Origin of the sequence: Microbacterium sp. NPDC091382 (assembly GCF_044757025.1) — a bacterium.
Lineage (GTDB): Bacteria > Actinomycetota > Actinomycetes > Actinomycetales > Microbacteriaceae > Microbacterium.
This window is the reverse complement of record NZ_JBIVUD010000002.1, coordinates 698,007-722,493: the sequence shown is the minus strand read 5'-3', so window position 1 is coordinate 722,493 and position 24,487 is coordinate 698,007. Positions and strand designations below refer to the sequence as shown.

Here is a 24,487-nt window from a genome sequence, read left to right as displayed (position 1 = left end):
TCAGTGCCGTCGATGGCCCTGCCGGGAGTCGCCTGTCAGAGTGCTGAGTAGGATCGGGGGTCATGGCGGACATGTACTCCTGGCCCGAAATCCTCACCGCAGTGCTGGATAGGAAGGACCTGAGCGTGTCCGAATCGACCTGGGCGATGCGCCAGGTGATGCAGGGGGATGCAACCCCTTCGCAACTGGCCGGGTTCCTGGTCGCCCTGCGTGCGAAGGGCGAGACGGTCGACGAGATCGTCGGGTTCCGCGACGCCATCCTTGAGGCGGCGGTCCCGCTTCCCGTGCGGGCGGACGTGCTCGACATCGTGGGGACGGGCGGCGATCGTTACGGGACCGTGAACGTGTCGACGACCGCGTCGGTGGTGGTGGCGGCCAGCGGCATCCCGGTCGTCAAGCACGGCAATCGCGCGTCGAGCTCGAAATCGGGCTCGTCGGACGTGTTGGCGGCACTCGGCGTCGATCTCGCCCAGTCGCCGGAGCGAGTCGCGGCCGTGCTCGACGAGGTGGGCATCACTTTCGCCTTCGCGTCGGCGTTCCACCCCGGCTTCCGCCACGCGGGGCCGACGCGTGCAGAGCTCGGGATCCCGACGGTGTTCAACTTCCTCGGACCGCTCTGCAATCCGGCGCGCGCAGAGGCGAATGCGGTCGGCGTCGCCCATCTCGACCGCGTCCCGCTCATCACGGGTGTGTTCCAGACCCGCGGTGCGACCGCGCTGGTGTTCCGCGGGGACGACGGCCTGGACGAGCTCACGACCACCGGCCACAGTCGGGTGTGGGAGATCAGTCGCGGCGACGTGCGCGAGCACGACCTCGATCCTCGCGACCTCGGCATCCCGCGGGCGGACATCGCAGACCTGCTCGGCGGCGATGCGACCCACAACGCTGAGGTCGTGCGGCGCGTGCTGGACGGGGAGGCGGGCCCGGTGCGGGACATCGTCCTCTTGAATGCTGCTGCGGGGATCGTGTCGTACCGGCTGTTCCGGGATGCCGCAGAACTGCAACGCCCCTTCGTCGAACGCCTGGCGGACGCGTACAACGAGGCTGCCGCGGCGGTCGATTCGGGGGCCGCACGCGCGAAGCTCGACGCCTGGGTCTCTGCGAGCGGACGCTGAGACCGCGATGGATCCGATCGAGGCGCTCACCGAGATAGCGGAGCTTCTCGAGCGGGACCGCGCGTCGCGGTACAAGTCGAAGGCGTTCCGCACCGCGGCCCAGACGCTCTCCGGGTTGAGTGCCGACGAGCGTGCCGACGTGGGACGACTCCGGTCCCGCAAGGGCATCGGCGACTCCACGTACAAGGTGATCGCAGAGGCCCTCTCCGGCGAGGTCCCGGCCTACCTCGCCGAACTGCGCGAGCGCGTCGCGCCGGTGGAGCCTTCCGGGCTGCGAACCCTCCTGCGCGGAGACCTGCACGCGCACTCGGATTGGTCCGACGGGCTAACGCCGATCGATCTGATGGTCGACGCGGCGCGCGCCCTCGGGCACGAGTACCTGGCGTTGACCGATCACTCGCCCCGGCTGCGCGTCGCCCGCGGTCTGTCAGCGGAGCGGCTGCGGGAGCAGCTGGAGCTGATCCCTGACTTCTCCGACGCCACGTTCACGCTGCTCAGTGGGATCGAGGTCGACATCCTCGACGACGGTTCGCTCGACCAGGAGGACGACCTGCTCCGCTCATTGGACGTCGTCGTCGCCTCCGCGCACTCCGCTCTGCGGATGGAGCGGTCGCCGATGACGCGTCGGCTCGTGGCCGCGGCATCCGATCCGCGCGTCGACGTGCTCGGCCATGTGACGGGGCGGCTCGTGTCAGGTGCGCGGGGCACGCGTCCGCCCTCGGTTTTCGAGGCACGCGCGGTGTTCGAAGCGTGCGCAGAGCATGGCACCGCGGTCGAGATCAACTCGCGTCCCGAGCGGGAGGACCCGCCGGACGACCTGCTGGCGCTCGCGTTGGAGATCGGATGCCTGTTCTCCATCGATTCCGATGCGCACGCACCCGGGCAGCTGTCGCTGATCGACCACGGGGCCGCCCGCGCCGAGCGCGCGGGCGTGCCGGCGGAGCGGATCATCACGGCCTGGCCGCTGGCGCGGCTGCGGGAGTGGAAGGCGACCCGCTGACTCGTCAGGCCCGCGCCGACACCGCGTCTGCGGCGCGTGTGAGGGAGGAGCCGAGCGCCCAGGCTTCCGCGAGCTTCGCGACATCCGCCCTGTCGGGGTTGGCGAGGCGAGCGTCGACGCTGGGGAGTGGGAGATCGCGCACCACCTCGACCACGCGCGGCGCGACGTCGAGATAGTCGGCGGCGGAGAGGATCTTGGACCGAACGCCCGCACTCATCCCCTCTCCTGCTTCCGCGGCGCGGCGGATGCCGGCGAGGTCGCCGTGCGCCGCCAACAGCGTCGCGGCCGTCTTCTCGCCCACGCCTGCCACCCCGGGCAGTCCGTCGGACGCGTCCCCGCGCATCGCGGCGAAGTCCGCGTACTGGGATGGCAGGATGCCGTATTTGCTGACGATCGCGGCATCCGTCAGTTCTTCGAGCTTGCTCATTCCGCGGCCGGTGTAGACGACACGGATGCCACGGGCGTCGTCGACGAGCTGAAAGAGATCGCGGTCGCCGGTGATCACATCGACGGGCACGGTACTCGTCGACGCGAGCGTCCCGATGACATCGTCGGCCTCGTGCTCCGCTGCGCCGACGATGGGGATGCCGAGCGTGCCCAGCGCTTCGCGGATCACCGGCACCTGGATCTCCAGGGGGTCGGGGATCTCTTCGACGTCCGGCGCAGAGGGGACGGCCTCGGCCACGCGGTGCGCCTTGTACGAGGGGATGAGGTCGACACGCCACTGGGGGCGCCAGTCGTCGTCCCAGCAGGCGATCAGATGCGTCGGCTCGTAGGCGGTCACGAGTTTCGCGATCATGTCGAGGAATCCGCGTACCGCGTTCACGGGTCGACCGTCGGGCGCCTTCACCGTGTCGGGCACGCCGTAGAAGGCGCGGAAGTAGAGGCTCGCGGAGTCCAGCAGCATGAGGCGTTCGGTCACGCGCTCATCCTCGCACTCAGCAACCGGGACCGCCCGGGTCCTCGTCGCAGGTGCGTTCCACGAGCGCGGTCTCGACGTCCACGATCCGGATGACCGTGGTCGGCGTATCGAGTTCGAGGAGACCGGCGATGGGGAACCAGCCGCCGCCGGCATCCGCTTCGGCGGCGTAGCGGATGGTCGCGCCCGCCTCGTACTCACCCGGGGCGCCGTAGGCGTGGCTCGTGGCGGTCGCGGTGAACTGCGGAGCGCTCAGATCGTCCCATGACTCGCCGGGGCTCCGGGTCTCCCGTACCGCTCCGTCGCCGTAGGAGAAGACGTACGACACCGGCGTGAAGCGGACTGTGACCGGGACGTCGAAGATCTGGCCCTGCACCACGTGCTCCTCCGCGCCGACGACGAAGTTGGTGGGCATGCCCACGACGCCGATCCCGTCGGGCTCCCCGACGATGGCGGGTGGTGCGGGCGCGAAGTCCGCGACGTCCTGGATGGTTGCCGTCGTCGGGTCGGGGGCGGCAGGGGCGGCGGGATCGACCGGTTGCACGTCGGCCTGCTCGGTTCCCGGGAGAGGTGCTCCGCCCGGCGCCACCACGGTGCCGGCGCACGCCTGGTCGAACGCGCACTCGGCGAGCCACTCGTCGCGCGTCCGGCCGCCGGGATACACCGCGTCGGGATTCGGCGGCGGGGTAGGGGCCACCGACGAACCACCGTCGCCCCGGGGCCTCGACTGCGGGCGCTGGGGAGTGGAGAACTCACCGCGCGTCGCGCCGATCGAGACGGACGACCCGTTGTTAGAGGTTTCGCATGTTGTGACCCATCCACCACCACTGCAAGCGCTTGAGGACTGTGATGCCTGTGGGAGCGGACTCAGAGCGATCATCAGCACAGCTAGCCCCGTCAGCACGTGGGCTTCCCATCACGTCCGTCGAGGGCAACGATGCTAAATCGGTCTTGTTTGACGTCTCGTTCGAGAGTGACGAGGACGCTTTGGATGTCGGGACGCTCGGCCGTGACTATAGATTTACCCGCGGGATCCCTCACGTCGACTTGAGAAACGTCGACACAGCTGGCCAATCGTGCGCGATTGGAGTCGGGATCCCAATCGATCGGCTCGAGCACGGTGAGCTTCGACCGACCAGTGACCGTAAGGTCGTCCGCGTGATAGGCGCTGAGTGTCTTACGCTCTTGGTCGGCCGCGTCGCCAGACATCTGCGCATAAACCGGCTCGAACGTCGCCGGGTCGGACAGATCGACCTTGTTCAGCGCGTCGACGTAGGCGCGGTAGGTCGCTTCGGCGGCGGCGAAGGCTTCTTCCTCCGAGGCGAAGGCCGTCGGAGTCGGTGACGACGTGGGAGAGGTGGTCGGAGAGCACGCCGAGAGGGCGGCGGCGAGAGCTGTCGCGGCCAGCAGCGCTGCGGTGCGTCGAGCGATCATGCGACCACGGTAGTGAACCGGCATCCCTCCTCCGCGGGTTGTCCACAGCGCGTAGGCTCACTCCGGTCTTCGTGAGAGTAGGGGAGGACTCATGTCATTCGGAGCTGCGGCATCCGCTCATCGAGGGCATCGCCTCGCGAGCGACGCACCGTGCCCGTGCGGCCGGCGCGGGTTCGGGTCCTGCTGCGGGCCCGTGCTCGACGGGCGGGCGGCGGACACGCCCGAAGACCTCATGCGTTCCCGCTACACCGCTTTCGCACTCGGCCACGCGCGGCACCTGGTCGACACCTGGTTCCCCAGGACGCGGCCCGACGACCTGGCGATCGACCCCGGCATCGAGTGGATGGGGCTTGACGTCCTCGACTCGGACACTGATCCGGACGGTAGGTCGGGCCGGGTGCACTTCCGCGCGACCTGGCGCGAGAAGGCCACGCGCGAGCTGGCCACGATGGAGGAGCGCAGCCGTTTCGTGCGGCGAGGCGGGCGCTGGTACTACGTAGAGGCCCTCTGATAGCATGGAGCGTCGCACGCGTGGCTCCTCAGCCGTGCTCTCGCGACATCGCAAGAACAACCACTCTGCTCCGATCGGCTGCCGCGCGTCCTCGCGCGGATGGGCTTCGGGGCCCGATCACAACACCATCCAAGGACAACCCCCTACATGACTAACGCAACGACCGCCCCGGCCACCAAGCAGGTCGCCATCAACGACATCGGATCTGCTGAGGACTTCCTGGCCGCGGTCGAGAAGACCCTGAAGTTCTTCAACGACGGAGACCTCATCGAAGGCACCGTCGTCAAGATCGACCGCGACGAGGTCCTCCTCGACGTCGGCTACAAGACCGAGGGTGTCATCCCCTCCCGCGAACTGTCGATCAAGCACGACGTCGACCCCAACGAGGTCGTCAACGTCGGCGACCAGGTCGAGGCCCTCGTCCTCCAGAAGGAAGACAAGGAAGGCCGCCTGATCCTCTCCAAGAAGCGCGCACAGTACGAGCGTGCCTGGGGAGACGTCGAGAAGATCAAGGAGAACGACGGCGTCGTCACCGGTTCCGTCATCGAGGTCGTCAAGGGTGGCCTCATCGTCGACATCGGCCTCCGCGGCTTCCTGCCCGCATCGCTCATCGAGCTGCGTCGCGTCCGCGACCTCACGCCGTACCTCGGCCAGGAGATCGAGGCCAAGATCCTCGAGCTCGACAAGAACCGCAACAACGTCGTCCTCTCGCGCCGCGCCCTGCTCGAGCAGACGCAGTCCGAGTCGCGCTCGAACTTCCTCAACAACCTCCACAAGGGTCAGGTCCGCAAGGGCACCGTCTCGTCGATCGTCAACTTCGGTGCGTTCGTCGACCTCGGTGGCGTCGATGGTCTCGTCCACGTCTCGGAGCTCTCGTGGAAGCACATCGAGCACGCATCCGAGGTCGTCGAGGTCGGCCAGGAGGTCACCGTCGAGATCCTCGAGGTCGACCTCGACCGCGAGCGCGTCTCCCTGTCGCTGAAGGCGACGCAGGAGGACCCGTGGCAGGTCTTCGCCCGCACCCACGCGATCGGTCAGGTCGCTCCGGGCAAGGTCACCAAGCTCGTTCCGTTCGGTGCGTTCGTCCGCGTCGCCGACGGCATCGAGGGCCTCGTGCACATCTCCGAGCTCTCGGGCAAGCACGTCGAGCTCGCCGAGCAGGTCGTCTCCGTCGGTGAAGAGGTCTTCGTCAAGATCATCGACATCGACCTCGAGCGTCGTCGCATCTCGCTGTCCCTCAAGCAGGCCAACGAGTCGGTCGACCCCAACGGCACCGAGTTCGACCCGGCCCTCTACGGCATGGTCACCGAGTACGACGAGAACGGCGAGTACAAGTACCCCGAGGGCTTCGACCCGGAGACCAACCAGTGGAAGGAAGGCTTCGACGAGGCCCGCCTCGCCTGGGAGGCCGAGTACGCCGCTGCGCAGGGTCGCTGGGAAGCCCACAAGGCTGCCGTCGCCAAGGCTCTCGAGGCCGAGGCTGCGGCTCCGGCCGACTCGGGTTCGTCGTCCTTCTCGTCCGACGTCTCGAGCGGTGCGGGCACCCTCGCCGACGACGAGGCGCTGGCTGCTCTCCGTGAGAAGCTGTCCGGTCGCTGATCGACAACACCTGAATCGAGGGGTCGGAGCCATGTGCTCCGGCCCCTCGGTCGTTCTCCAGGCGGATGCCGACGGCCCCGGCTCCCGGTAACGTTCAGGTGTGGCGCAAGAGAACGAGGGGTCGACCGCAGACAGGTCCTCGCCCGGCCGGGTGGGTGGGCGCCTGCCCCGCTTCTTCGACGCTCCGCTGCGTCAGCTGCCTCTGACCGAGCTGCGGGACCGGGTCGCGGCTAACAACCAGCTCCTGCTCACGGCGATCGTGGCGGCGATCTTCTTGTCCGGTCTACCCAGCGGGTGGCTCGCCGACGCTCCGCAGTTCGCCCCGGGTGTCGTCATCGTGGTCGTCGCTGCCGTCGCGAGTCTCGCGGTGCCGTGGTCGCGGCTCCATCCGTCCTGGGTCGCGGTCATCCCCCTTCTGGACATCGTCGCCATCGGACTCATGCGCACTTCGGACGTGCCGGGCATCGGGCTGCTGTGGGCGTTCCCGACGATGTGGCTGTCGTCGATGGGCCGGTTGTGGTTCGTGGTCGCCTGCGTCGGCTCGATCGGCTCGTACTGGATCGCCCTTCTCTTCGTGCCGTCGTTCCAGCTCACATGGGCCGTCATCGTCCTCCCGGCCGTCGTCATCGCCATCGGGGCATCGACATACAACTCGACGCGCCGCTTTCTCGCTCAGCGCGCGCTGCTCGATCGTCAGACAATGCGCCTGACGGCGGCGCTGCGTCACGCGAGCCGACAGGAGCAACTGCTGACCGAGGTCCTCGACACGGTCGATTTCGGCGTCCTCCGTGTGGGGGCGGACGGCGAGATCACCTTCGTCAACGACGCCCTCGGCCGATTCCAGCAGCGGATACCCGGCTTCGGCAGAGCCGATGGCAGCGAGCAGATCTTCGCGGCCGACGGGGAGACCCCGCTGGCCGCCGAGGACCGCCCCCTGGCCCGCATCATTCGAGGGGAAGCATTCAGCGACGTGGTCGTCTGGTACGCGGTATCGGAGTCCCGACGTGCCGCGCTCAGTCTCACCGCCCGCCGCATGCGGGATGCCGACGGCAACCCTGCGGGCGTCGTCCTGGTCGCGCGCGACGTGACCGACGAGCGCACAGCGCTCAAGGCCCGCGACAGTCTCGTGGCGTCGGTGTCCCACGAACTGAGGACGCCCCTCACCTCGATCATCGGATATCTGGAGCTGGTCCTCGACACCGAGGGGCTCCCCGAGGCGGTTCACCGACAGGTGGACGTCGCCTACCGTAACAGCGAGAGGCTGCTCGGCATCGTGGCCGGCATCCTCGCGGCATCCACGGCGTCTCGGATGTCGGCCGAAGTGACGATCTCTCCCGTGATGCACGATGTGGGATCCGTCGTACGAGCGTCGGCATCGGACCTGACCCCGATCGCCCGCGAGCGAGCGATCCGGATCGAGGTCGACGAGGTTCTGGAGACGCCCGCCTTCGTCGACCCCGCGCGCATTCGTCAGGTCGCCGACAATCTCATCAGCAACGCGATCAAGTTCAATCGCGACGGCGGCTCGATCACTCTGAGCAGCGCGACGGACGGCGATGTCTCATGGTTCCTGGTCCGCGACACCGGGATCGGTCTCACGTCGGAGGATCAGGATCGGTTGTTCGAGCGGTTCTTCCGGGCGGAGTCCGGTGTCGCGGGCACCGGGCTGGGGCTGGCCATCAGCCGGGAGATCGTCCGGGCGCACGGCGGCGACATAACGGTGACGTCGACGAAGGGCAAGGGCACGACGTTCATGGTGCGGCTGCCGGCCACGTCGGCCGTCACGACTCCCAGCGAGGAGGGCGAAGGGTGACGCTCGATCTGTTCTCGGTGACGGTGATGACGGCACTGGTCGCTTTCGTCGCGACGGGCATCTTCGTGATCGAGACTCTCCCCCGGCGCGATGCCGGTGCGGGGCGACTCTGGGCGGTCGCCTACCTGTGCGGCACTGTGACCACGTTCGCCTACATCACTTGGGCGGCGGGCATCGGGGGAGCGGTGGCGATCGCGATCGGCAACTCCACCTTCGTCCTCACCCCGGCCTTCATCTGGTTGGGCAACCGCCGATTCAACGATCGCCCCGTCGGTTGGGCTTCCGCGATCGTCGGAGTCGTCGCGGTCACCACCTTCCTCGCCGCCGTCATCCGCGTTCCGATCGAAGGAGCGTGGGGCGGGTGGGTGGTCATGGCCGCGCTCATCGTCGCGTTCTTCCTCGCCGGGGGATGGGAAGCGGTGCGTCGCCCCATGAGTCGCCTCGGCAACGCCCACCTGTTGGCGGGGGTCCTCTTCGCCGGAGCCGCCTTCTACGGGGCGCGCCTGGTCGCCTTCGTGGTCGACGGTCCCGAGGGGACTTTCTTCGTGACGTGGTTCGGCTCCATCTCCGCCAACATCGCGACCGTGGTCCTGACCATGGTCGCGGTCGTCGTCACCTCGATCCTGCGGGCGACCAAGAGCGCGACGCAGCGGTACGAGTGGCTCAGCGAGAACGGCGTCGCGGCCGACGGCATCCTGTTGGGGAGGACCTACCGCGATGCGCTGCGCGACATGACGGAACGCGCGGGCTGGCGTCGTGAGCTCGTGAGCGTGATCATCGTGCACGTCGACGGACTGGACGAGATGGCGGCGGCCTTCGGGTCGGATGCTGCGGACGAGCTCGCCGCGCAGTGGCGTCGCTCGGTGCGTCGTCATGCTCCGGCCTCCGCCTTCGTGGGCGAGGACGGGGACTCCACGCTGGCGGTGTGCGGCGTTGCGACGACCGCCGCCGACGCGCGCAGGCAGGGCGCGGCCATCTATCGCGGATGCATCGACGACCTCGCCGACAACCCGACGGGACTCCTGCCGGTCGTCGGGATCGGCGTCGGACTGACCGAGACCGTCGGCTACGACCCGACCGTCCTGATGAACGCCGCGCGCGAGGCGGCCATGCGCGCGTCGCGCAGCCTGGAGTCATCCGTCCTCTTCGGCGGACTCGAGGAAGCGCGTGCGCACCTGAGCTGACGGAGCGTGGCATCCTCGGAGGGTGCCTCTCATCGCGCTGACCGGCGGAATCGCCTCGGGGAAGTCCACCATCGCTCGCCGGCTGGCCGAACGCGGTGCGGTCATCGTCGACGCCGACGCCATCGTTCGAGAGGTGCAGCGGCCGGGATCCCCGGTGCTGGCCGCAATCGCCGCGGAGTTCGGCGACGATGTGCTCACGACGGACCGCGAGCTCGATCGCACCCGCCTCGCGTCGCGGGTCTTCGGCGATCCGGATGCCGTCGCCCGCCTCAACGCGATCGTCCACCCCGCGGTCCGCGAGGAGTCCGCACGTCGATTCCGCGCTGCCTTCGAGGCCGATGCCGAGGCCATCGTCGTCTACGACGTGCCTCTGCTGCTCGAGGCCCGAACAGATGATCCGTGGGAGCTGATCGTCGTCGCACACGCGCCGGCGGCGCTTCGCCGGGAGCGGCTCGTGTCGCTTCGCGGGATGACGCCGGAGGATGCGGATGCCCGGATGTCGGCGCAGGCCGACGATGCACGACGGCTGGCGATCGCGGACGTGGTCATCGACACGACCGGTTCTCTCGAGGAGACGATCGGGCAGACCGACGAGCTGTGGAACCGACTGCGCGACTGAGCACGGACGCACGCCGACGGCGAACGACGGAGCCGGTGTCGGAGGCCCGGCCTACGCTGGAATCATGCAGACCACGCGATCCGTCCGGCCGTTCGAGGTCGTCAGCGAATACGTCCCGAGCGGCGATCAGCCCCAGGCGATCGCGGACCTCGCGGGGCGCATCAACGCGGGTGAGACCGACGTGGTCCTGCTGGGCGCCACGGGTACCGGCAAGTCCGCCACGACGGCCTGGCTGATCGAGCAGGTTCAGCGTCCGACTCTGGTCCTCGCGCACAACAAGACGCTCGCGGCGCAGCTGGCCAACGAGTTCCGCGACCTCATGCCGAACAACGCGGTGGAGTACTTCGTCAGCTATTACGACTACTACCAGCCCGAGGCCTACGTCCCTCAGACGGACACCTTCATCGAGAAGGATTCGTCCATCAACGCCGAGGTCGAACGGCTGCGCCATTCCACGACGAACTCACTGCTGAGCCGGCGCGACGTCGTGGTCGTGTCGACGGTGTCCTGCATCTACGGCCTCGGTGCCCCGGAGGAGTACCTCCGAGCGATGGTCGCTCTTCAGGTGGGGGAGCGGTACGACCGCGACGCGCTGATCCGCAAGTTCATCGCGATGCAGTACAACCGCAACGATGTCGACTTCTCACGCGGCAACTTCCGCGTGCGGGGCGACACGATCGAGATCATCCCGGTGTACGAGGAGTACGCCGTGCGGATCGAGTTGTTCGGCGACGAGATCGAAGCTCTCTACATGCTGCATCCGCTCACGGGCGATGTCGTGCAGAAGCTGGAGAGTGTGCCGATCTTCCCGGCATCCCACTACGTCGCGGGGACCGAGACGGTCCAGCGTGCCATCGGGACCATCGAGCACGAGCTCGAGGAGAGGTTGAAGGAGTTCGAGTCGCAGGGCAAGCTCCTCGAGGCGCAGCGACTGCGGATGCGCACGACCTTCGACCTCGAGATGCTGCAGCAGCTCGGATTCTGCTCGGGCATCGAGAACTACTCGCGTCACCTCGACGGCCGCATGCCCGGCGAGGCGCCGCACACGCTGCTCGACTTCTTCCCCGACGACTTCCTGCTGGTCATCGACGAGTCCCACGTGACCGTGCCGCAGATCGGCGCGATGTACGAGGGGGATGCCTCCCGCAAGCGCACGCTCGTCGACCACGGCTTCCGCCTGCCGAGCGCGATGGACAACCGACCGCTGCGTTTCGACGAGTTCAAGCAGCGGATCGGCCAGACCGTCTACCTGTCGGCGACCCCGGGACGGTACGAGATGGGCATCGCTGACGGTGTCGTCGAGCAGATCATCCGCCCGACGGGCCTCGTGGACCCGGAGATCATCGTCAAGCCCTCGAAGGGGCAGATCGACGACCTGCTCGAGGAGATCCGCGTGCGGGTCGAGAAAGACGAGCGCGTCCTGGTGACGACGCTGACGAAGAAGATGGCCGAGGAGCTCACCGACTTCCTCGGCGAACACGGCGTGCGCGTGCGCTACCTCCACTCGGACGTCGACACCCTCCGCCGCGTCGAGCTGCTGACGGAACTGCGTCAGGGCGTCTACGACGTGCTCGTCGGCATCAACCTGCTCCGTGAGGGCCTCGACCTCCCCGAGGTGTCGCTGGTGGCGATCCTGGATGCCGACAAGGAGGGCTTCCTCCGCTCGGGGACGTCCCTCATCCAGACGATCGGCCGCGCCGCGCGAAACGTGTCGGGCGAGGTCCACATGTATGCCGACAAGATCACCGACTCGATGGCGGCTGCAATCGAGGAGACCGAGCGGCGACGCGAGAAGCAGATCGCCTACAACCTCGAGCACGGCATCGACCCGCAGCCGCTGCGGAAGAAGATCGCCGACATCACCGACGCCCTTGCTCGCGAGGCCAGTGACACGCGCGACATGATGGACAGCCGCGGCAAGAGCAAGACGAAGTCGGGCAAGGGGAAGAGCCCGACACCTCAACTCCGCCGCGAGGGGATCGCCGCGGAAGGGGCGAATCAGCTTGAGGCGACGATCGAAGATCTCACCCGGCAGATGCTGGCAGCAGCCGACGAACTCAAATTCGAGCTCGCGGGCCGTCTTCGCGATGAGGTGCAGGACCTCAAGAAGGAACTGCGAGCCATGGAGCGCGCCGGCCACGCCTGACCGGCGCGGGGGCGGGCGCGGTCAGGGGCAGTGCATAAGCGGCCGCTCACCGGAGCGGTCGAACGTGTGTTGCGACATCGGCCGACCGCACAGGGGGCACGCCCGTTCCGTCCGCACCGGCTCCGGTTCGGTCTCGTAAGGCCCGACGGACGCCGGGCCCGCGTAACGGATGAGCCGGCTGTTCCACCATTTGTAGAACCCGCCGGCGGCCCGGATCCGCTGACGGAGCGGCGGTCGAGGTGCCCGTTCGTCGTCCATAATGATTAGTGTACTAACTATTAGCGGAGCGGGGATCGGGATGGACGATGACGTGCTGAAGCTGGAGAGTCAGCTCTGCTTCGCGATCGTGACGGCGGCGCGCAACGTCGTCTCGATCTACCGCCCGATCCTCGAACCGCTGGGACTCACTCACCCGCAGTACCTGGTCATGCTGTCCCTCTGGGAGCGAGATCCCCAGTCGCTGGGGGAGCTGGCCGCCGCTCTGGCCGTGGAACCGGCCAGTCTCTCCCCGACGATCAAGCGCCTCGAGTCGCAGGGGCGCGTGGTCCGTCGGCGTCGCGCGGCCGACGAGCGTGTCCTCGACATCTGCCTGACCGACGACGGGCGCGGGCTGCGCGAGCACGCGCTGGACGTGCCTCGACAGGTCATGGAGCGGGTGGGACTGGGAATCGATGACGTCAAGCGACTGCGGGACGGACTGCAGCCGTTCGCCGGCGGGCGCGCAACGGTAGCGGACTGATCGCCGCCAGCGAAGACCGGAGCCGGTGTCGGTGGCCCAACCTAGGATTGTCCGGTGCCCATCGTCCCCGTTCCCCACGACTCCAAGCTCAGTGTCCGCGGAGCCCGCGTCCACAATCTGAAGAACGTCGACCTCGAGATCCCGCGCGACTCGCTCGTCGTCTTCACGGGACTTTCCGGCTCCGGGAAGTCGAGCCTCGCGTTCGACACGATCTTCGCGGAGGGGCAGCGCCGCTACATCGAGTCGCTCAGCTCCTATGCGCGCCAGTTCCTCGGCCAGGTCGACCGTCCCGACGTCGACTTCATCGAGGGTCTGAGCCCTGCGGTGTCGATCGACCAGAAGTCGACCAACCGCAACCCGCGCTCGACCGTCGGCACGATCACCGAGATCAACGACTACATGCGTCTGCTGTGGGCCCGCGTCGGCGTGCCCCACTGCCCCGAATGCGGTGAGCGTATCCAGCGCCAGACGGTTCAGCAGATCGCGGACCAGCTCATGGAGCTGCCCGAGCGCACGCGGTACCAGATCGTCGCCCCCGTCGTCTCGCAGAAGAAGGGCGAGTTCGTCGACCTCTTCAAGGAGCTGTCGGCCAAGGGATATGCGCGCGCGATCGTCGACGGCGAGGCCGTGCAGCTCGCCGAGCCGCCGACTCTGAAGAAGAGCTACAAGCACGACATCGCCGTGGTCGTCGACCGCCTGGTCGCGAGTCCCGACATCCTCAGTCGCGTCACCGACTCCGTCGAGACGGCCCTGGGGCTGGCCGGCGGCATCCTGCAGGTCAACTTCGTCGACGAAGAAGGCGACGACGCCTGGCAGAGCTACAGCGAGAAGCTCGCGTGCCCGAACGGACACGCGATCCAGCTCACCGAGATCGAGCCGCGGACCTTCTCGTTCAACGCGCCGTTCGGGGCCTGCCCCGCCTGTTCCGGGCTCGGCACGCGCATGTCCGTCGACACCGAGCTGCTCCTCGGCGACGAGGAGCTGTCCATCGCCGAGGGTGTCATCGTCCCCTGGACGACGCAGGGCAAGGGGCTGTTCCAGTACTACGAGCGCCTGCTCGTCGGTCTCGCCGACGACCTCGGCTTTTCCCTCGACACGCCGTGGAAGGACCTGCCCGCCGACATCCAGGACGCGGTCCTGTCGGGCGAGAACTACAAAGTCACGGTGAAATGGAAGAACCGGTACGGCCGCGAGATGCGGTACGCCTCGGGCTTCGAAGGCGTGATCCCGTACATCGAGCGTCAGTTCACTCAGGCCGAGACCGACACGCAGCGCCAGCGCTGGGCCGAATTCCTCCGCGAGGTGCCGTGCCCCGTCTGCAACGGTGACCGCCTCAAGCCCGAGGTCCTGTCCGTTCTCGTCCACGGGCACTCCATCGCGGATGCCTCGCGGCTCAGCCTCGGCGACGCGCAGACGTTCTTCGCCGAGATGGAGCTCACCGACCGGGAGGCGACGATCGCCGCGGCGGTCCTGCGCGAGATCCGCGCTCGGCTCGACTTCCTCATCCAGGTCGGGCTCAACTACCTCAGCCTCAGTCGGGCTGCGGGCTCGTTGTCGGGCGGCGAAGCGCAGCGCATCCGCCTCGCGACGCAGATCGGCTCCGGCCTCACCGGTGTCCTGTACGTCCTCGACGAGCCGTCCATCGGATTGCACCAGCGTGACAACCGTCGACTCATCGAGACCCTGGTGCGGCTGAAGAGCCTCGGCAACACGCTCGTGGTCGTCGAGCACGACGAGGAGACCATCCACGCTGCCGACTGGATCGTCGACATCGGCCCTCGTGCCGGCGTCGAGGGCGGCAATGTGGTGCACTCCGGTCCCGTGGACCAGCTGCTGTCCGATCAGGAGTCCATCACGGGGGCCTACCTCAGTGGACGCCGAGCGATCGCGATGCCGAAGAAGCGTCGGAAGATCGACAAGGGGCGGCAGTTGCGTGTCGTCGGAGCCCGAGCGAACAACCTCCAGAACGTCACGGTGGACTTCCCGCTGGGCGTCTTGACGTCCGTCACCGGAGTGAGTGGGTCCGGCAAGTCGTCTCTCGTGAACGGCATCCTCTACGAAGTCCTCGCGACCAAGCTCAACGGGGCGCGTCGCGTCGCCGGCAAGCACACCCGCGTCACCGGACTCGAGCACCTCGACAAGGTCGTTCACGTCGACCAGGCCCCCATCGGACGGACGCCCCGCTCGAACCCGGCCACGTACACCGGTGTCTTCGACCGCATCCGTTCGCTCTTCGCCGAGACGACCGAGGCGAAGGCACGCGGGTACCAGCCGGGCCGGTTCAGCTTCAACGTCAAGGGCGGGCGCTGCGAGGCGTGCTCGGGTGACGGCACGATCAAGATCGAGATGAACTTCCTGCCCGACGTGTACGTCGACTGCGAGGTCTGCCACGGTCAGCGCTACAACCGTGACACCCTCACCGTGCACTACAAGGGCAAGAACATCGCCGAAGTCCTGAACATGCCGATCTCCGAGGCAGCAGAGTTCTTCGAGCCGATCCAGGCCATCCACAGGTACTTGAAGACGCTCGTGGACGTCGGTCTCGGCTACGTCCGCCTCGGACAGTCGGCGACGACGCTCTCCGGCGGTGAGGCGCAGCGCGTCAAGCTCGCGACCGAGCTCCAGCGCCGCTCCAACGGCAGGACGATCTACGTCCTCGACGAGCCGACGACCGGACTTCACTTCGAAGACGTGCAGCGACTGCTCGAGGTCTTGAACAGCCTCGTCGACAAGGGCAACTCCGTCCTCGTCATCGAGCACAACCTCGACGTCATCAAGTCGTCCGACTGGGTCATCGACCTCGGCCCGGAGGGCGGTTCCGGTGGCGGCACGGTCGTCGCGACCGGCACACCCGAGCAGGTCGCTGCGGTCCCCGAGAGCCACACGGGCCAGTTCCTCGCCGAGCTCTTGGACGTGGCGCCAGCGCGCAAGGCGGGCTGACGTGGCATCCGCTCTGCCGTACAAGCCCAAGCCGGGGGAGATCCCCACCGATCCGGGCGTGTACCGCTTCCTCGACGCCGATGGCCGGATCCTGTACGTCGGCAAGGCGAAGAACCTGCGCGCGCGGCTCTCGAACTATTTCGCACCGCTGCATACGCTCCATGAGCGCACGCGGCGCATGGTCACGACGGCGGCGAAGGTGGAGTGGACGGTCGTGGCGACCGACATCGACTCCCTGCAATTGGAGTACACCTGGATCCAGGAGTACTCGCCGCCGTTCAACGTCCGGTACAAGGACGACAAGTCCTATCCCTACATGGCGGTGACGTTGGCCGACGAGGCCCCCCGGGTAATCGTGACGCGGAACCGCCGCATCCGCGGGGCCAAGTACTTCGGTCCCTACCCGAAGGTCTGGGCGGTCCACGACACGATCGACCAGCTCATCAAGGTCTTCCCGATCCGGACCTGCAGCGATTCGTCGTACAAGAAGGCGATGGCGACGGGCAGGCCCTGTTTCCCGGGTCAGATCGGTCGGTGCGGGGGACCCTGCTCGATGAAGGTCACGATCGAGGAGCATCGTGCGATCGTCGACGACTTCATCGCCTTCATGTCGGGAAGCGACAAGCGCTACACGAAGCGTATGGAAGCGCGCATGCGCGAGGCAGCCGCCGCCATGGACTACGAGACGGCTGCGTCGTACCGCGACAAGCTCCAGGCGCTCGACGCCGTCCTCAACCGGAGTGCACTGGTTCTGAGCGAGGACACCGATGCCGACCTGTTCGGTGTCGCCGAGGACGAGCTGTCAGCGGCCGTGCAGCACTTCATCGTCCGCGGTGGGCGGGTGCGCGGCGTGCGCGCCACGACGATCGACAAAGAGCTCGACATCTCGGGGCCCGAGCTGATCGACCAGATCCTCCAACGCGCATACGGGGCGGCCGGAGCGGAGGACATCCCTCGTCAGGTGCTCGTCCCGACCCTGCCCGACGACACCGCCGAGTTGGAGGAGTGGCTGCAATCGCGGCGCGGCAAGAAGGTCACCGTGCAGATCGCGCAACGCGGACAGAAGGCGGACCTCATGCGCACCGCCACACTCAACGCTCAACAGGCGCTCATGCTGCACAAGACCCGCAGGACGAGTGATTACACCTCCCGCACCAAGGCGCTCACCGACCTGCAGGAGGCGCTCGGCATGTCCGAGGCTCCCTTGCGCATCGAGTGCTTCGACGTCTCGCACCTCGGCGGAACCGGTGTCGTCGCGTCCATGGTCGTCTTCGAGGACGGCCTGCCGCGCAAGGATCAGTACCGCTCCTTCTCCGTGAACGAGACCACCGACGACACCGACTCGATGTACCAGGTGCTCATGCGACGGCTCGCGCACATCGATCGCGACGAGGCCGAGCAGGATGCGGTCGATCCGACCGCCGACGGCGAGGTGGATGCCACCCGCAAGCGTCCGCGCTTCGCGTATCGTCCCCAGCTCCTCCTCGTCGACGGTGGCCAGCCGCAGGTCGCGGCAGCGGCTCGTGCGCTCCGCGACTCCGGCCACGAGGAGATCGCCCTGTGCGGCATCGCGAAGCGCCTCGAGGAGGTGTGGCTTCCGGACGACGACTTCCCGGTGATCCTGCCGCGATCTTCGGAGGCGCTCTACCTCCTGCAGCGTCTGCGTGACGAGGCGCACCGTTTCGCCATCACCCATCAGCGCAAGAAGCGAGGCCGCGACATCACGACGGTTCTCGCGGAGGTGCCCGGGCTGGGGGAGTCCCGCATCAAGGCGCTGCTGCGTCACTTCGGCTCCGTGAGCAAGCTCAAGCAGGCGACACCCGACGAGATCCAGGAGCTGCCGGGGATCGGTCCTCGGCTGGCCGCCGGCATCCACTCGCATCTCGCGGCCGGTTCGGTCCCGAGCGGGTCCGATGGTTAGGCTGTGTCCACACGCGTGAAAGGCGGAGCAGGGATGGACGGCCAGACGGCGGGCGAGGTCCTGATCGTCACGGGCATGTCCGGCGCCGGTCGGACGACCGCGGCGAACGCCCTCGAGGACCTCGACTGGTACGTCGTCGACAACCTCCCTCCGCAGATGCTCTCGCACCTGCTGAGCCTGACCGCTTTGGCGGCCGACGCCCTTCCGAAGGTGGCGGCCGTCGTGGACGTCCGCGGACGCCAGCTGTTCGGCGAGCTGCCTTCAGTGACTCGCGCCCTTCGGGACGGACGTCAGTTGCGCGTCCTCTTCCTGGATGCCTCCGACGATGTGCTCGTGCGCCGCTTCGAAGCGGTGCGGCGCCCGCACCCGCTGCAGGGTGAGGGGACGATCCTCGACGGCATCCGACGCGAGCGCGAGCGGGTCGCGGCCATTCGGGAGGCCGCCGATGTCATCGTCGATACGAGCGCACTCAACATCCATCAGCTGGCGAACCGGATCGTCGATCTGTTCAGCGCCGACGGCGACGCCCGCCACACCGTCTCCGTCATGAGCTTCGGGTTCAAATACGGCCTTCCGCCCGACGTCGACCTCGTCGCGGACATGCGTTTCCTTCCGAACCCGTACTGGGAGCCTTCCCTGCGCGCCCTCACGGGGGAGGATGACGCCGTCCGCGACTTCGTGCTCGGTCAAGAGGGCGCCTGCGAGTTCATCGAGACGTACGCGGCGGCTCTGCACCCCGTTCTGCAGGGGTATCAGCGCGAGAACAAGAGGCACTCGGTCGTCGCGATCGGCTGCACCGGTGGCAAGCACAGATCCGTGGTCACGGCGATCGAACTCGGCGAACGTCTGGCGCAGGAATCGGGGGTCGCGGTGAGAGTCACCCACCGTGATCTGGGTCGCGAGTGACCGGTGCGCGAGTAAGCTGATCCTTTGTCCCCGATCGCCCCCACCGAAGGATCGCCGTGCCGCTGACTGCTGACGTGAAGACGGAACTCACCTCGGTCCGTGATCCCCGGCCCACGGCACGCGTCGCAGAGCTGACCACGATCCTCCGATTCTCGGGAGGTCTGCACTCCATCGCCGGTCGTGTGGCCGTCGAGGCCGAGGTCGAGACGGACATCCTGGCTCGCCGCGTCGCCCGCGACCTCGTCGAGATCTACGGCGTCCGTCCGGAGCTCGCTCACGTGCAGTCATCCGGAGGTCGCTCCGCCAACCTCGTCGCGGTGCGCGTGATCGACGGAGGTGAGACACTCGCCCGGCAGACCGGTCTCCTCGACAACCGTCGCCGTCCGGTCCGCGGTCTGCCGAACAAACTGACCACCGGCGCCCGTCCGGATCTCGCCGCCGTCTGGCGCGGGGCGTTCCTCGCCGCCGGCACTCTCTCGGACCCGGGTCGTTCCGCGGCTCTCGAGGTCGCCTGCCCGTCGGGGGAGGCGGCGATGGCGCTCGTCGGCGCCGCGCACCGCCTCGGCATCGCCGCGAAGGCGCGCGAGGTGCGGGGGGTCCCTCGCGTCGTCGTCCGTGACGGCGAGGCGATCCGGGCGACGCTCCTCATGATGGGCGCGCAGAAGACGGCGGCCGCGTGGGAGGAGATGCGACAGCGTCGCGAGGTGCGCGCCGGGGTGAACCGCCTCGTCAACTTCGACGACGCGAACCTGCGCCGCTCCGCGCAGGCTGCCGTCGCCGCGTGCGCACGCGTCGAGCGCGCACTCGAGATCCTCGGCGACACCGTCCCAGACCACCTCAAGCAGGCGGGCGACCTCCGCCTCGCGCACCGTGATGCGAGCCTCGACGAGCTCGGGCACCACGCCGATCCGCCGCTGACGAAGGATGCCGTCGCCGGCCGCATCCGCCGTCTTCTCGCGATGGCGGACAAGAAGGCCGCCCAGGACGGCGTTCCGGACACCGAGTCCGCCGTCCCCGCCGGTCTCGAAGACTGACGGGATACATCCCCTCTTCCCGGGAAGCAACCGGGTGCCCGGTGAGTTGGCCCTCAATAGGATGAATCCGACCGGCCGCGCCGTGTGCGCGGCACCGACAGAAGGAAGAGGACATGGCGAAGTACACCCTGCCTGAGCTCCCGTACGACTACTCCGCGCTCGAGCCGAGCATCAGCGGCAAGATCATGGAGCTTCACCACTCGAAGCACCACCAGGCGTACGTCACGGGAGCCAACACCGCCCTCGAGCAGCTCGCGGAAGCGCGCGAGACGGGCAACCTCGCGAACGTGAACAAGCTCGAGAAGGACCTCGCGTTCAACCTCGGCGGACACGTCAACCACTCGATCTTCTGGACCAACCTGGCGCCCGCGTCGCAGGGCGGTGGCGGCGAGCCCGAGGGTGAGCTGCGCGCGGCGATCGACGAGTTCTTCGGCGGCTTCGACAAGTTCCAGGCGCACTTCACGGCGGCTGCCACCGGCATCCAGGGCTCCGGCTGGGCCGTTCTCAGCTGGGACCCGATCGGGCAGCAGCTGATCATCCAGCAGCTGTTCGACCAGCAGTCGAACACCGCCCAGGGCACCGTCCCGATCTTCCAGCTCGACATGTGGGAGCACGCTTTCTACCTCGACTACCTCAACGTCAAGGCGGACTACGTCAAGGCAGCGTGGAACATCGCCAACTGGCAGAACGTCGCACAGCGTCTCGACGCTGCGCGCGAGAAGACGGCGGGCCTGCTCTAGTAGTAGGGTCGTTCACAGGTGAGGATGCCGGGCTCCTCCCGGCAACGGGGGCTGAGCCCCGGCATCCTCTCTCATTTCCAGCACATCGCGGGTCGACCCCGTCCATGGGGCGTGCGCGAAGAAAAACGGGAGACAACGTGTCTGTCAAGATCGGCATCAACGGCTTCGGCCGTATCGGACGCAACTTCCTTCGCGCGGCGCTCGCGCAGGGAGCTGACCTGGAGATCGTGGCGGTGAACGACCTCACCGACAACAAGAGCCTCGCTCATCTCCTCAAGTACGACTCGGTCGGCGGTCGCCTGGACGCCGAGGTCTCGTACACCGAGGACTCGATCACCGTCAACGGCAAGACCATCAAGGTCTTCGAAGAGCGCGACCCCGCCAACCTGCCCTGGGGCGAGCTGGGCGTCGACATCGTCATCGAGTCGACCGGTCGCTTCACCAAGGCAGCCGACGCCAAGAAGCACATCGACGGCGGCGCCAAGAAGGTCATCATCTCGGCGCCGGGTACCGACGTCGACGGCACCTTCGTCATGGGCGTCAACGACGGCTCCTACGACTCCGAGACGATGCACGTCATCTCGAACGCGTCCTGCACCACGAACTGCCTCGCCCCGATCGCCAAGGTGTTCAACGACAACTTCGGCATCGAGCGCGGGTTCATGATGACCGCTCACGCGTACACGGCCGACCAGAACCTCCAGGACGGCCCTCACGGCGACCTGCACCGCGCCCGCGCCGCGGCGATCAACATCGTCCCCGCCGCCACCGGTGCGGCCAAGGCCATCGGCCTCGTCCTGCCCGAGCTCAACGGCAAGCTGAGCGGCTCGTCGTACCGCGTCCCCGTGCCCACCGGCTCGATCGTCGACCTCACGGTCGTCACCCCGACCGAGGGTCTGACCGCTGAGGTCATCAACGCGGCATTCGAGAAGGCCGCCGCCGAGGGTGAGCTCGTCGGCTACCTGAAGTACAACACCGACGCGATCGTCTCGAGCGACATCCAGCTCGACCCGCACTCGTCGGTCTTCGACGCCGGCCAGACCAACGTGTCGGGCAACCTCGTCAAGATCTCGTCGTGGTACGACAACGAGTGGGGCTACTCGAACCGTCTCGTCGACCTCACCGAGCTCGTCGCCAGCAAGCTCTGACGATGGCTCTGCGCACCCTCGATTCGCTGGGTTCGCTCGCAGGCAAGCGCGTCATCGTCCGTGTCGACTTCAACGTCCCCCTGAAGGACGGCGTCATCACGGACGATGGCCGCGTGCGTGCGGCCATCCCCACGCTCCGTGCGTTGGTCGAGCAGGGGGCGCGCGTGATCGCGGTGTCCCACCTCGGCCGCCCCGACGGCGCTCCGGATGCGAAGTACAGCCTCGCTCCCGTCGCGACGCGACTGTCCGAGCTCCTCGGCCAGGACGTCGCCTTCGCGACGGACACCGTCGGCGACTCCGCACGCGACACCGTTGCGGCTCTCGAGGACGGCCACGTCGCCGTGCTGGAGAACCTCCGTTTCAACGCCGGCGAGACGGCGAAGGACGACGCGACGCGTCATGACTTCGCGGAGCAGCTGGCGGCTCACGGCGACGCATTGGTCTCCGACGGATTCGGTGTCGTGCACCGCAAGCAGGCGTCGGTCTACGACCTCGCCGAGCTCCTTCCCTCCGCCGCCGGCCTCCTGATCGAGAAAGAGGTCGACGTCCTCGACCGCCTGACCGAGCGCCCCGAGCGTCCGTATGCGGTCGTCCTGGGAGGCTCGAAGGTCAGCGACAAGCTCGGTGTCATCGAGCACCTGCTGCCGCGCGTGGACAAGATCCTCGTCGGCGGCGGCATGCTCTTCACCTTCCTCGCGGCCCAGGGACACAACGTCGGCAAGAGTCTGCTCGAGTCGGACCAGCTCGACACCGTCCGCGGATACATGGAGACGGCGCGCGAGCGCGGCGTCGAACTGATACTCCCGGTCGACGCCGTGATGGCGTCCGGGTTCGCAGCGGACGCGGAGCACGTCGTGGCATCCGCCGACGCCCTCGAGGACACGGACTTCGGTGCGGACGGCATGGGCCTCGACATCGGGCCGGAGACGGCGGAGCTGTTCGCCGCTGCGATCCGCGGTGCGAAGACGGTCTTCTGGAACGGTCCCATGGGCGTGTTCGAGATGGAGGCATTCGCTGCCGGGACGAAGACGGTCGCGCAGGCCCTCACCGAGGTCGACGGCCTGTCCGTCGTCGGCGGTGGCGACTCGGCGGCCGCTGTGCGTCAGCTCGGCTTCGCCGATGACGCCTTCGGCCACATCTCCACCGGTGGTGGAGCCAGCCTCGAGTTCCTCGAGGGTAAGAAGCTCCCCGGATTGGAGATCCTCGGATGGGAAGCGTGACCCGCACCCCGCTCATCGCCGGCAACTGGAAGATGAACCTCGACCACCTGCAGGCGGTCGCGTTCGTCCAGAAGCTGCACTGGACGCTGAAGGATGCCGCGCACCAGACCGACTCGGTCGAGGTCGCGGTGTTCCCGCCGTTCACCGACATCCGCACCGTGCAGACCCTCATCGACGCCGACAAGATCCCGTTCGCCCTGGGCGCGCAGGATGTGTCGACGAAGGACTCCGGTGCTTACACCGGCGAGGTCTCGGGCGCGTTCCTCAAGAAGCTCGACGTCGGCTACGTGATCATCGGTCACTCCGAGCGTCGTGAATACCACGCGGAGAGCGATGAGATCGTCGCCGCAAAGGTCCAGGCCGCGCTGCGGCACGGTCTGGTTCCCGTGATCTGCGTCGGCGAGACGCTCGAGCAGCGTGAGGAGTCCGGCCCCACGGCCGTGTCCGTCGCGCAGTTGCGCGCCGCTCTCGAGGGTGTGTCCTCCGACGCGGACGTCGTCGTGGCCTACGAGCCGGTGTGGGCCATCGGGACCGGTCAGGTCGCGTCTCCCGAGCAGGCTCAGGAGGTCTGCGCGGCCCTGCGCGCGGTCGTCGCGGATTCCCTGGGGGATGCCGCGGCCGAGCGCACCCGCATTCTGTACGGCGGCTCCGTGAAGTCGGGCAACGTCGCGAGCTTCATGCGCGAGCCCGACGTCGACGGTGCCCTCGTCGGCGGCGCGAGCCTGTTGGCGGACGAGTTCGCCGCGATCATCCGATACCAGAAGCACGTCGGCGTGTGAGTTCGAGCGGTGCGGCGCCTCACAGCGTCGCACCGCTCAGCCGGTATACTCGTGCGAACGCTGAGTCACTCGGCGACCCGAAAGGCTTTCAACGACTGTGGACATCCTCCAGCTTGTGCTGCAGGTGCTGCTGGGAATCACCAGCCTCCTGCTCACGCTCCTGATCCTCCTGCACAAGGGACGCGGCGGCGGCCTCTCCGACATGTTCGGAGGCGGCATGAGTTCGGCCATGGGCTCCTCGGGCCTGGCTGAGCGCAACCTCAACCGCTTCACCGTGGTGCTGGCGCTCATCTGGTTCGTCGCCATCGTGGCGCTCGGGCTCATCACGAAGTTCCAGAGCATCTGATGGCCACGGGGGGAAACGCCATTCGGGGCACGCGCGTCGGGGCGGGCCCCATGGGGGAGCAGGACCACGGTCATCACGCCGATCGTGTCGCCGTGTCGTATTGGGATGCGCTCGGCAATGAGACGGTGCGCTATTTCGCCGCCGGCATCGCCGAGGAGGAGATCCCCGAGACGATCGACTCGCCTCACTCCGGCCTTCCGGCCGGCCGGGACAAGGCCAACCCGCCCGCGGTCGCCAAGACCGAGCCCTACAAGACGCACCTCGCCTATGTGAAGGAGCGCCGCACCGACGAGGAGGCGGAGTCGATCCTCGACGACGCGCTTCAGCAGCTCCGGGAACGGCGCGGTCAGGACTGAGCCGCGCTACTGCTCGCG

The 24,487-nt window shown here is 67.7% G+C and carries 23 protein-coding genes; 19 read left to right on the top strand and 4 right to left on the bottom strand.

What is annotated here, in order from left to right:
- Positions 1-62: 62 nt before the first annotated feature.
- Positions 63-1,115: an anthranilate phosphoribosyltransferase gene (trpD, locus tag ACIQLK_RS11000; RefSeq protein WP_400364819.1), complete on the top strand. Its 1,053-nt coding sequence runs from the start codon at positions 63-65 to the stop codon at positions 1,113-1,115.
- A 7-nt stretch (positions 1,116-1,122) separates the two neighbouring features.
- Positions 1,123-2,115: a PHP domain-containing protein gene (locus ACIQLK_RS10995; protein WP_400364818.1), complete on the top strand. Its 993-nt coding sequence runs from the start codon at positions 1,123-1,125 to the stop codon at positions 2,113-2,115.
- 4 nt (positions 2,116-2,119) lie between these two features.
- Here ACIQLK_RS10995 and ACIQLK_RS10990 read toward each other — a convergent pair whose 3' ends face one another.
- From ACIQLK_RS10990 to ACIQLK_RS10980, 3 genes are all read right to left on the bottom strand, one after another.
- Entirely contained in the window at positions 2,120-3,037 is a 918-nt protein-coding gene (locus ACIQLK_RS10990) for a 5'-3' exonuclease H3TH domain-containing protein (protein ID WP_400364817.1), read from the bottom strand.
- Between the two features lie 16 nt (positions 3,038-3,053).
- On the bottom strand, positions 3,054-3,731 hold the full coding sequence (locus ACIQLK_RS10985; protein WP_400364816.1) for a hypothetical protein: 678 nt from the start codon (positions 3,729-3,731) through the stop codon (positions 3,054-3,056).
- A 200-nt stretch (positions 3,732-3,931) separates the two neighbouring features.
- Positions 3,932-4,468, bottom strand: a complete 537-nt coding sequence (locus tag ACIQLK_RS10980; protein ID WP_400364815.1) for a hypothetical protein — start codon at positions 4,466-4,468, stop codon at positions 3,932-3,934.
- Between the two features lie 91 nt (positions 4,469-4,559).
- On the opposite strand from ACIQLK_RS10980, the gene ACIQLK_RS10975 reads away from it, so the two are divergent.
- From ACIQLK_RS10975 to uvrB, 6 genes are all read left to right on the top strand, one after another.
- On the top strand, positions 4,560-4,979 hold the full coding sequence (locus ACIQLK_RS10975; RefSeq protein ID WP_400364814.1) for a YchJ family protein: 420 nt from the start codon (positions 4,560-4,562) through the stop codon (positions 4,977-4,979).
- A gap of 147 nt (positions 4,980-5,126) precedes the next feature.
- Complete coding sequence (rpsA, locus tag ACIQLK_RS10970; RefSeq protein WP_400364813.1) at positions 5,127-6,578, top strand: 30S ribosomal protein S1; 1,452 nt, start codon at positions 5,127-5,129, stop codon at positions 6,576-6,578.
- Between the two features lie 100 nt (positions 6,579-6,678).
- Complete coding sequence (locus tag ACIQLK_RS10965) at positions 6,679-8,391, top strand: sensor histidine kinase (RefSeq protein WP_400364812.1); 1,713 nt, start codon at positions 6,679-6,681, stop codon at positions 8,389-8,391.
- Positions 8,388-9,575 (top strand): diguanylate cyclase, encoded by a 1,188-nt coding sequence (locus ACIQLK_RS10960; protein WP_400364811.1) that lies wholly within the window; start codon positions 8,388-8,390, stop codon positions 9,573-9,575. Before ACIQLK_RS10965 ends, ACIQLK_RS10960 begins: the two co-directional genes overlap by 4 nt.
- 22 nt (positions 9,576-9,597) lie before the next feature.
- Positions 9,598-10,194, top strand: a complete 597-nt coding sequence (coaE, locus tag ACIQLK_RS10955) for a dephospho-CoA kinase (RefSeq protein ID WP_400364810.1) — start codon at positions 9,598-9,600, stop codon at positions 10,192-10,194.
- A gap of 64 nt (positions 10,195-10,258) precedes the next feature.
- On the top strand, positions 10,259-12,340 hold the full coding sequence (gene uvrB / locus ACIQLK_RS10950; RefSeq protein WP_400364809.1) for an excinuclease ABC subunit UvrB: 2,082 nt from the start codon (positions 10,259-10,261) through the stop codon (positions 12,338-12,340).
- Between the two features lie 21 nt (positions 12,341-12,361).
- Here uvrB and ACIQLK_RS10945 read toward each other — a convergent pair whose 3' ends face one another.
- Positions 12,362-12,598, bottom strand: coding sequence for a hypothetical protein (locus tag ACIQLK_RS10945; RefSeq protein ID WP_400364808.1), 237 nt, complete (start codon positions 12,596-12,598; stop codon positions 12,362-12,364).
- A gap of 40 nt (positions 12,599-12,638) precedes the next feature.
- On the opposite strand from ACIQLK_RS10945, the gene ACIQLK_RS10940 reads away from it, so the two are divergent.
- The 11 genes from ACIQLK_RS10940 (at position 12,639) to ACIQLK_RS10890 (ending at position 24,469) form a co-directional block, all read left to right on the top strand.
- On the top strand, positions 12,639-13,079 hold the full coding sequence (locus tag ACIQLK_RS10940) for a MarR family winged helix-turn-helix transcriptional regulator (RefSeq protein ID WP_400364807.1): 441 nt from the start codon (positions 12,639-12,641) through the stop codon (positions 13,077-13,079).
- A gap of 54 nt (positions 13,080-13,133) precedes the next feature.
- Positions 13,134-16,019 carry an excinuclease ABC subunit UvrA gene (gene uvrA, locus ACIQLK_RS10935; protein WP_400364806.1) on the top strand — a complete coding sequence of 962 codons (2,886 nt, stop codon included), beginning with the start codon at positions 13,134-13,136 and terminating at the stop codon, positions 16,017-16,019.
- Between the two features lies 1 nt (position 16,020).
- On the top strand, positions 16,021-17,940 hold the full coding sequence (gene uvrC / locus ACIQLK_RS10930; RefSeq protein ID WP_400364805.1) for an excinuclease ABC subunit UvrC: 1,920 nt from the start codon (positions 16,021-16,023) through the stop codon (positions 17,938-17,940).
- Between the two features lie 33 nt (positions 17,941-17,973).
- The gene (rapZ, locus tag ACIQLK_RS10925) at positions 17,974-18,846 is read left to right on the top strand and encodes an RNase adapter RapZ (protein WP_400364929.1); all 873 of its coding nucleotides are present in this window, start codon (positions 17,974-17,976) and stop codon (positions 18,844-18,846) included.
- 56 nt (positions 18,847-18,902) lie between these two features.
- Positions 18,903-19,880: a DNA-binding protein WhiA gene (whiA, locus tag ACIQLK_RS10920; RefSeq protein WP_400364804.1), complete on the top strand. Its 978-nt coding sequence runs from the start codon at positions 18,903-18,905 to the stop codon at positions 19,878-19,880.
- Between the two features lie 113 nt (positions 19,881-19,993).
- On the top strand, positions 19,994-20,620 hold the full coding sequence (locus ACIQLK_RS10915) for a superoxide dismutase (protein ID WP_065570773.1): 627 nt from the start codon (positions 19,994-19,996) through the stop codon (positions 20,618-20,620).
- Between the two features lie 137 nt (positions 20,621-20,757).
- On the top strand, positions 20,758-21,768 hold the full coding sequence (gene gap / locus ACIQLK_RS10910; RefSeq protein WP_400364803.1) for a type I glyceraldehyde-3-phosphate dehydrogenase: 1,011 nt from the start codon (positions 20,758-20,760) through the stop codon (positions 21,766-21,768).
- Between the two features lie 2 nt (positions 21,769-21,770).
- Complete coding sequence (locus tag ACIQLK_RS10905) at positions 21,771-22,988, top strand: phosphoglycerate kinase (protein WP_400364802.1); 1,218 nt, start codon at positions 21,771-21,773, stop codon at positions 22,986-22,988.
- Positions 22,976-23,767, top strand: coding sequence for a triose-phosphate isomerase (gene tpiA, locus ACIQLK_RS10900; RefSeq protein ID WP_400364801.1), 792 nt, complete (start codon positions 22,976-22,978; stop codon positions 23,765-23,767). The genes ACIQLK_RS10905 and tpiA overlap by 13 nt, the downstream gene beginning before the upstream one ends.
- Positions 23,768-23,864: 97 nt before the next feature.
- Positions 23,865-24,113 (top strand): preprotein translocase subunit SecG, encoded by a 249-nt coding sequence (gene secG, locus ACIQLK_RS10895; RefSeq protein WP_065570769.1) that lies wholly within the window; start codon positions 23,865-23,867, stop codon positions 24,111-24,113.
- Complete coding sequence (locus ACIQLK_RS10890) at positions 24,113-24,469, top strand: RNA polymerase-binding protein RbpA (RefSeq protein ID WP_400364800.1); 357 nt, start codon at positions 24,113-24,115, stop codon at positions 24,467-24,469. The genes secG and ACIQLK_RS10890 overlap by 1 nt, the downstream gene beginning before the upstream one ends.
- Positions 24,470-24,487: the final 18 nt, after the last annotated feature.

What these genes read in the sequence shown, in the direction of transcription:
- trpD (WP_400364819.1), top strand. Translation starts at nt 63, where the DNA reads ATGGCGGACATGTACTCCTGGCCCGAAATCCTCACCGCAGTGCTGGAT.
- ACIQLK_RS10995 (WP_400364818.1), top strand. Translation starts at nt 1,123, where the DNA reads ATGGATCCGATCGAGGCGCTCACCGAGATAGCGGAGCTTCTCGAGCGG.
- ACIQLK_RS10980 (WP_400364815.1), bottom strand. Translation starts at nt 4,468, where the DNA reads ATGATCGCTCGACGCACCGCAGCGCTGCTGGCCGCGACAGCTCTCGCC.
- ACIQLK_RS10975 (WP_400364814.1), top strand. Translation starts at nt 4,560, where the DNA reads ATGTCATTCGGAGCTGCGGCATCCGCTCATCGAGGGCATCGCCTCGCG.
- rpsA (WP_400364813.1), top strand. Translation starts at nt 5,127, where the DNA reads ATGACTAACGCAACGACCGCCCCGGCCACCAAGCAGGTCGCCATCAAC.
- uvrB (WP_400364809.1), top strand. Translation starts at nt 10,259, where the DNA reads ATGCAGACCACGCGATCCGTCCGGCCGTTCGAGGTCGTCAGCGAATAC.
- ACIQLK_RS10945 (WP_400364808.1), bottom strand. Translation starts at nt 12,598, where the DNA reads ATGGACGACGAACGGGCACCTCGACCGCCGCTCCGTCAGCGGATCCGG.
- ACIQLK_RS10940 (WP_400364807.1), top strand. Translation starts at nt 12,639, where the DNA reads ATGGACGATGACGTGCTGAAGCTGGAGAGTCAGCTCTGCTTCGCGATC.
- rapZ (WP_400364929.1), top strand. Translation starts at nt 17,974, where the DNA reads ATGGACGGCCAGACGGCGGGCGAGGTCCTGATCGTCACGGGCATGTCC.
- ACIQLK_RS10915 (WP_065570773.1), top strand. Translation starts at nt 19,994, where the DNA reads ATGGCGAAGTACACCCTGCCTGAGCTCCCGTACGACTACTCCGCGCTC.
- ACIQLK_RS10905 (WP_400364802.1), top strand. Translation starts at nt 21,771, where the DNA reads ATGGCTCTGCGCACCCTCGATTCGCTGGGTTCGCTCGCAGGCAAGCGC.
- tpiA (WP_400364801.1), top strand. Translation starts at nt 22,976, where the DNA reads ATGGGAAGCGTGACCCGCACCCCGCTCATCGCCGGCAACTGGAAGATG.
- ACIQLK_RS10890 (WP_400364800.1), top strand. Translation starts at nt 24,113, where the DNA reads ATGGCCACGGGGGGAAACGCCATTCGGGGCACGCGCGTCGGGGCGGGC.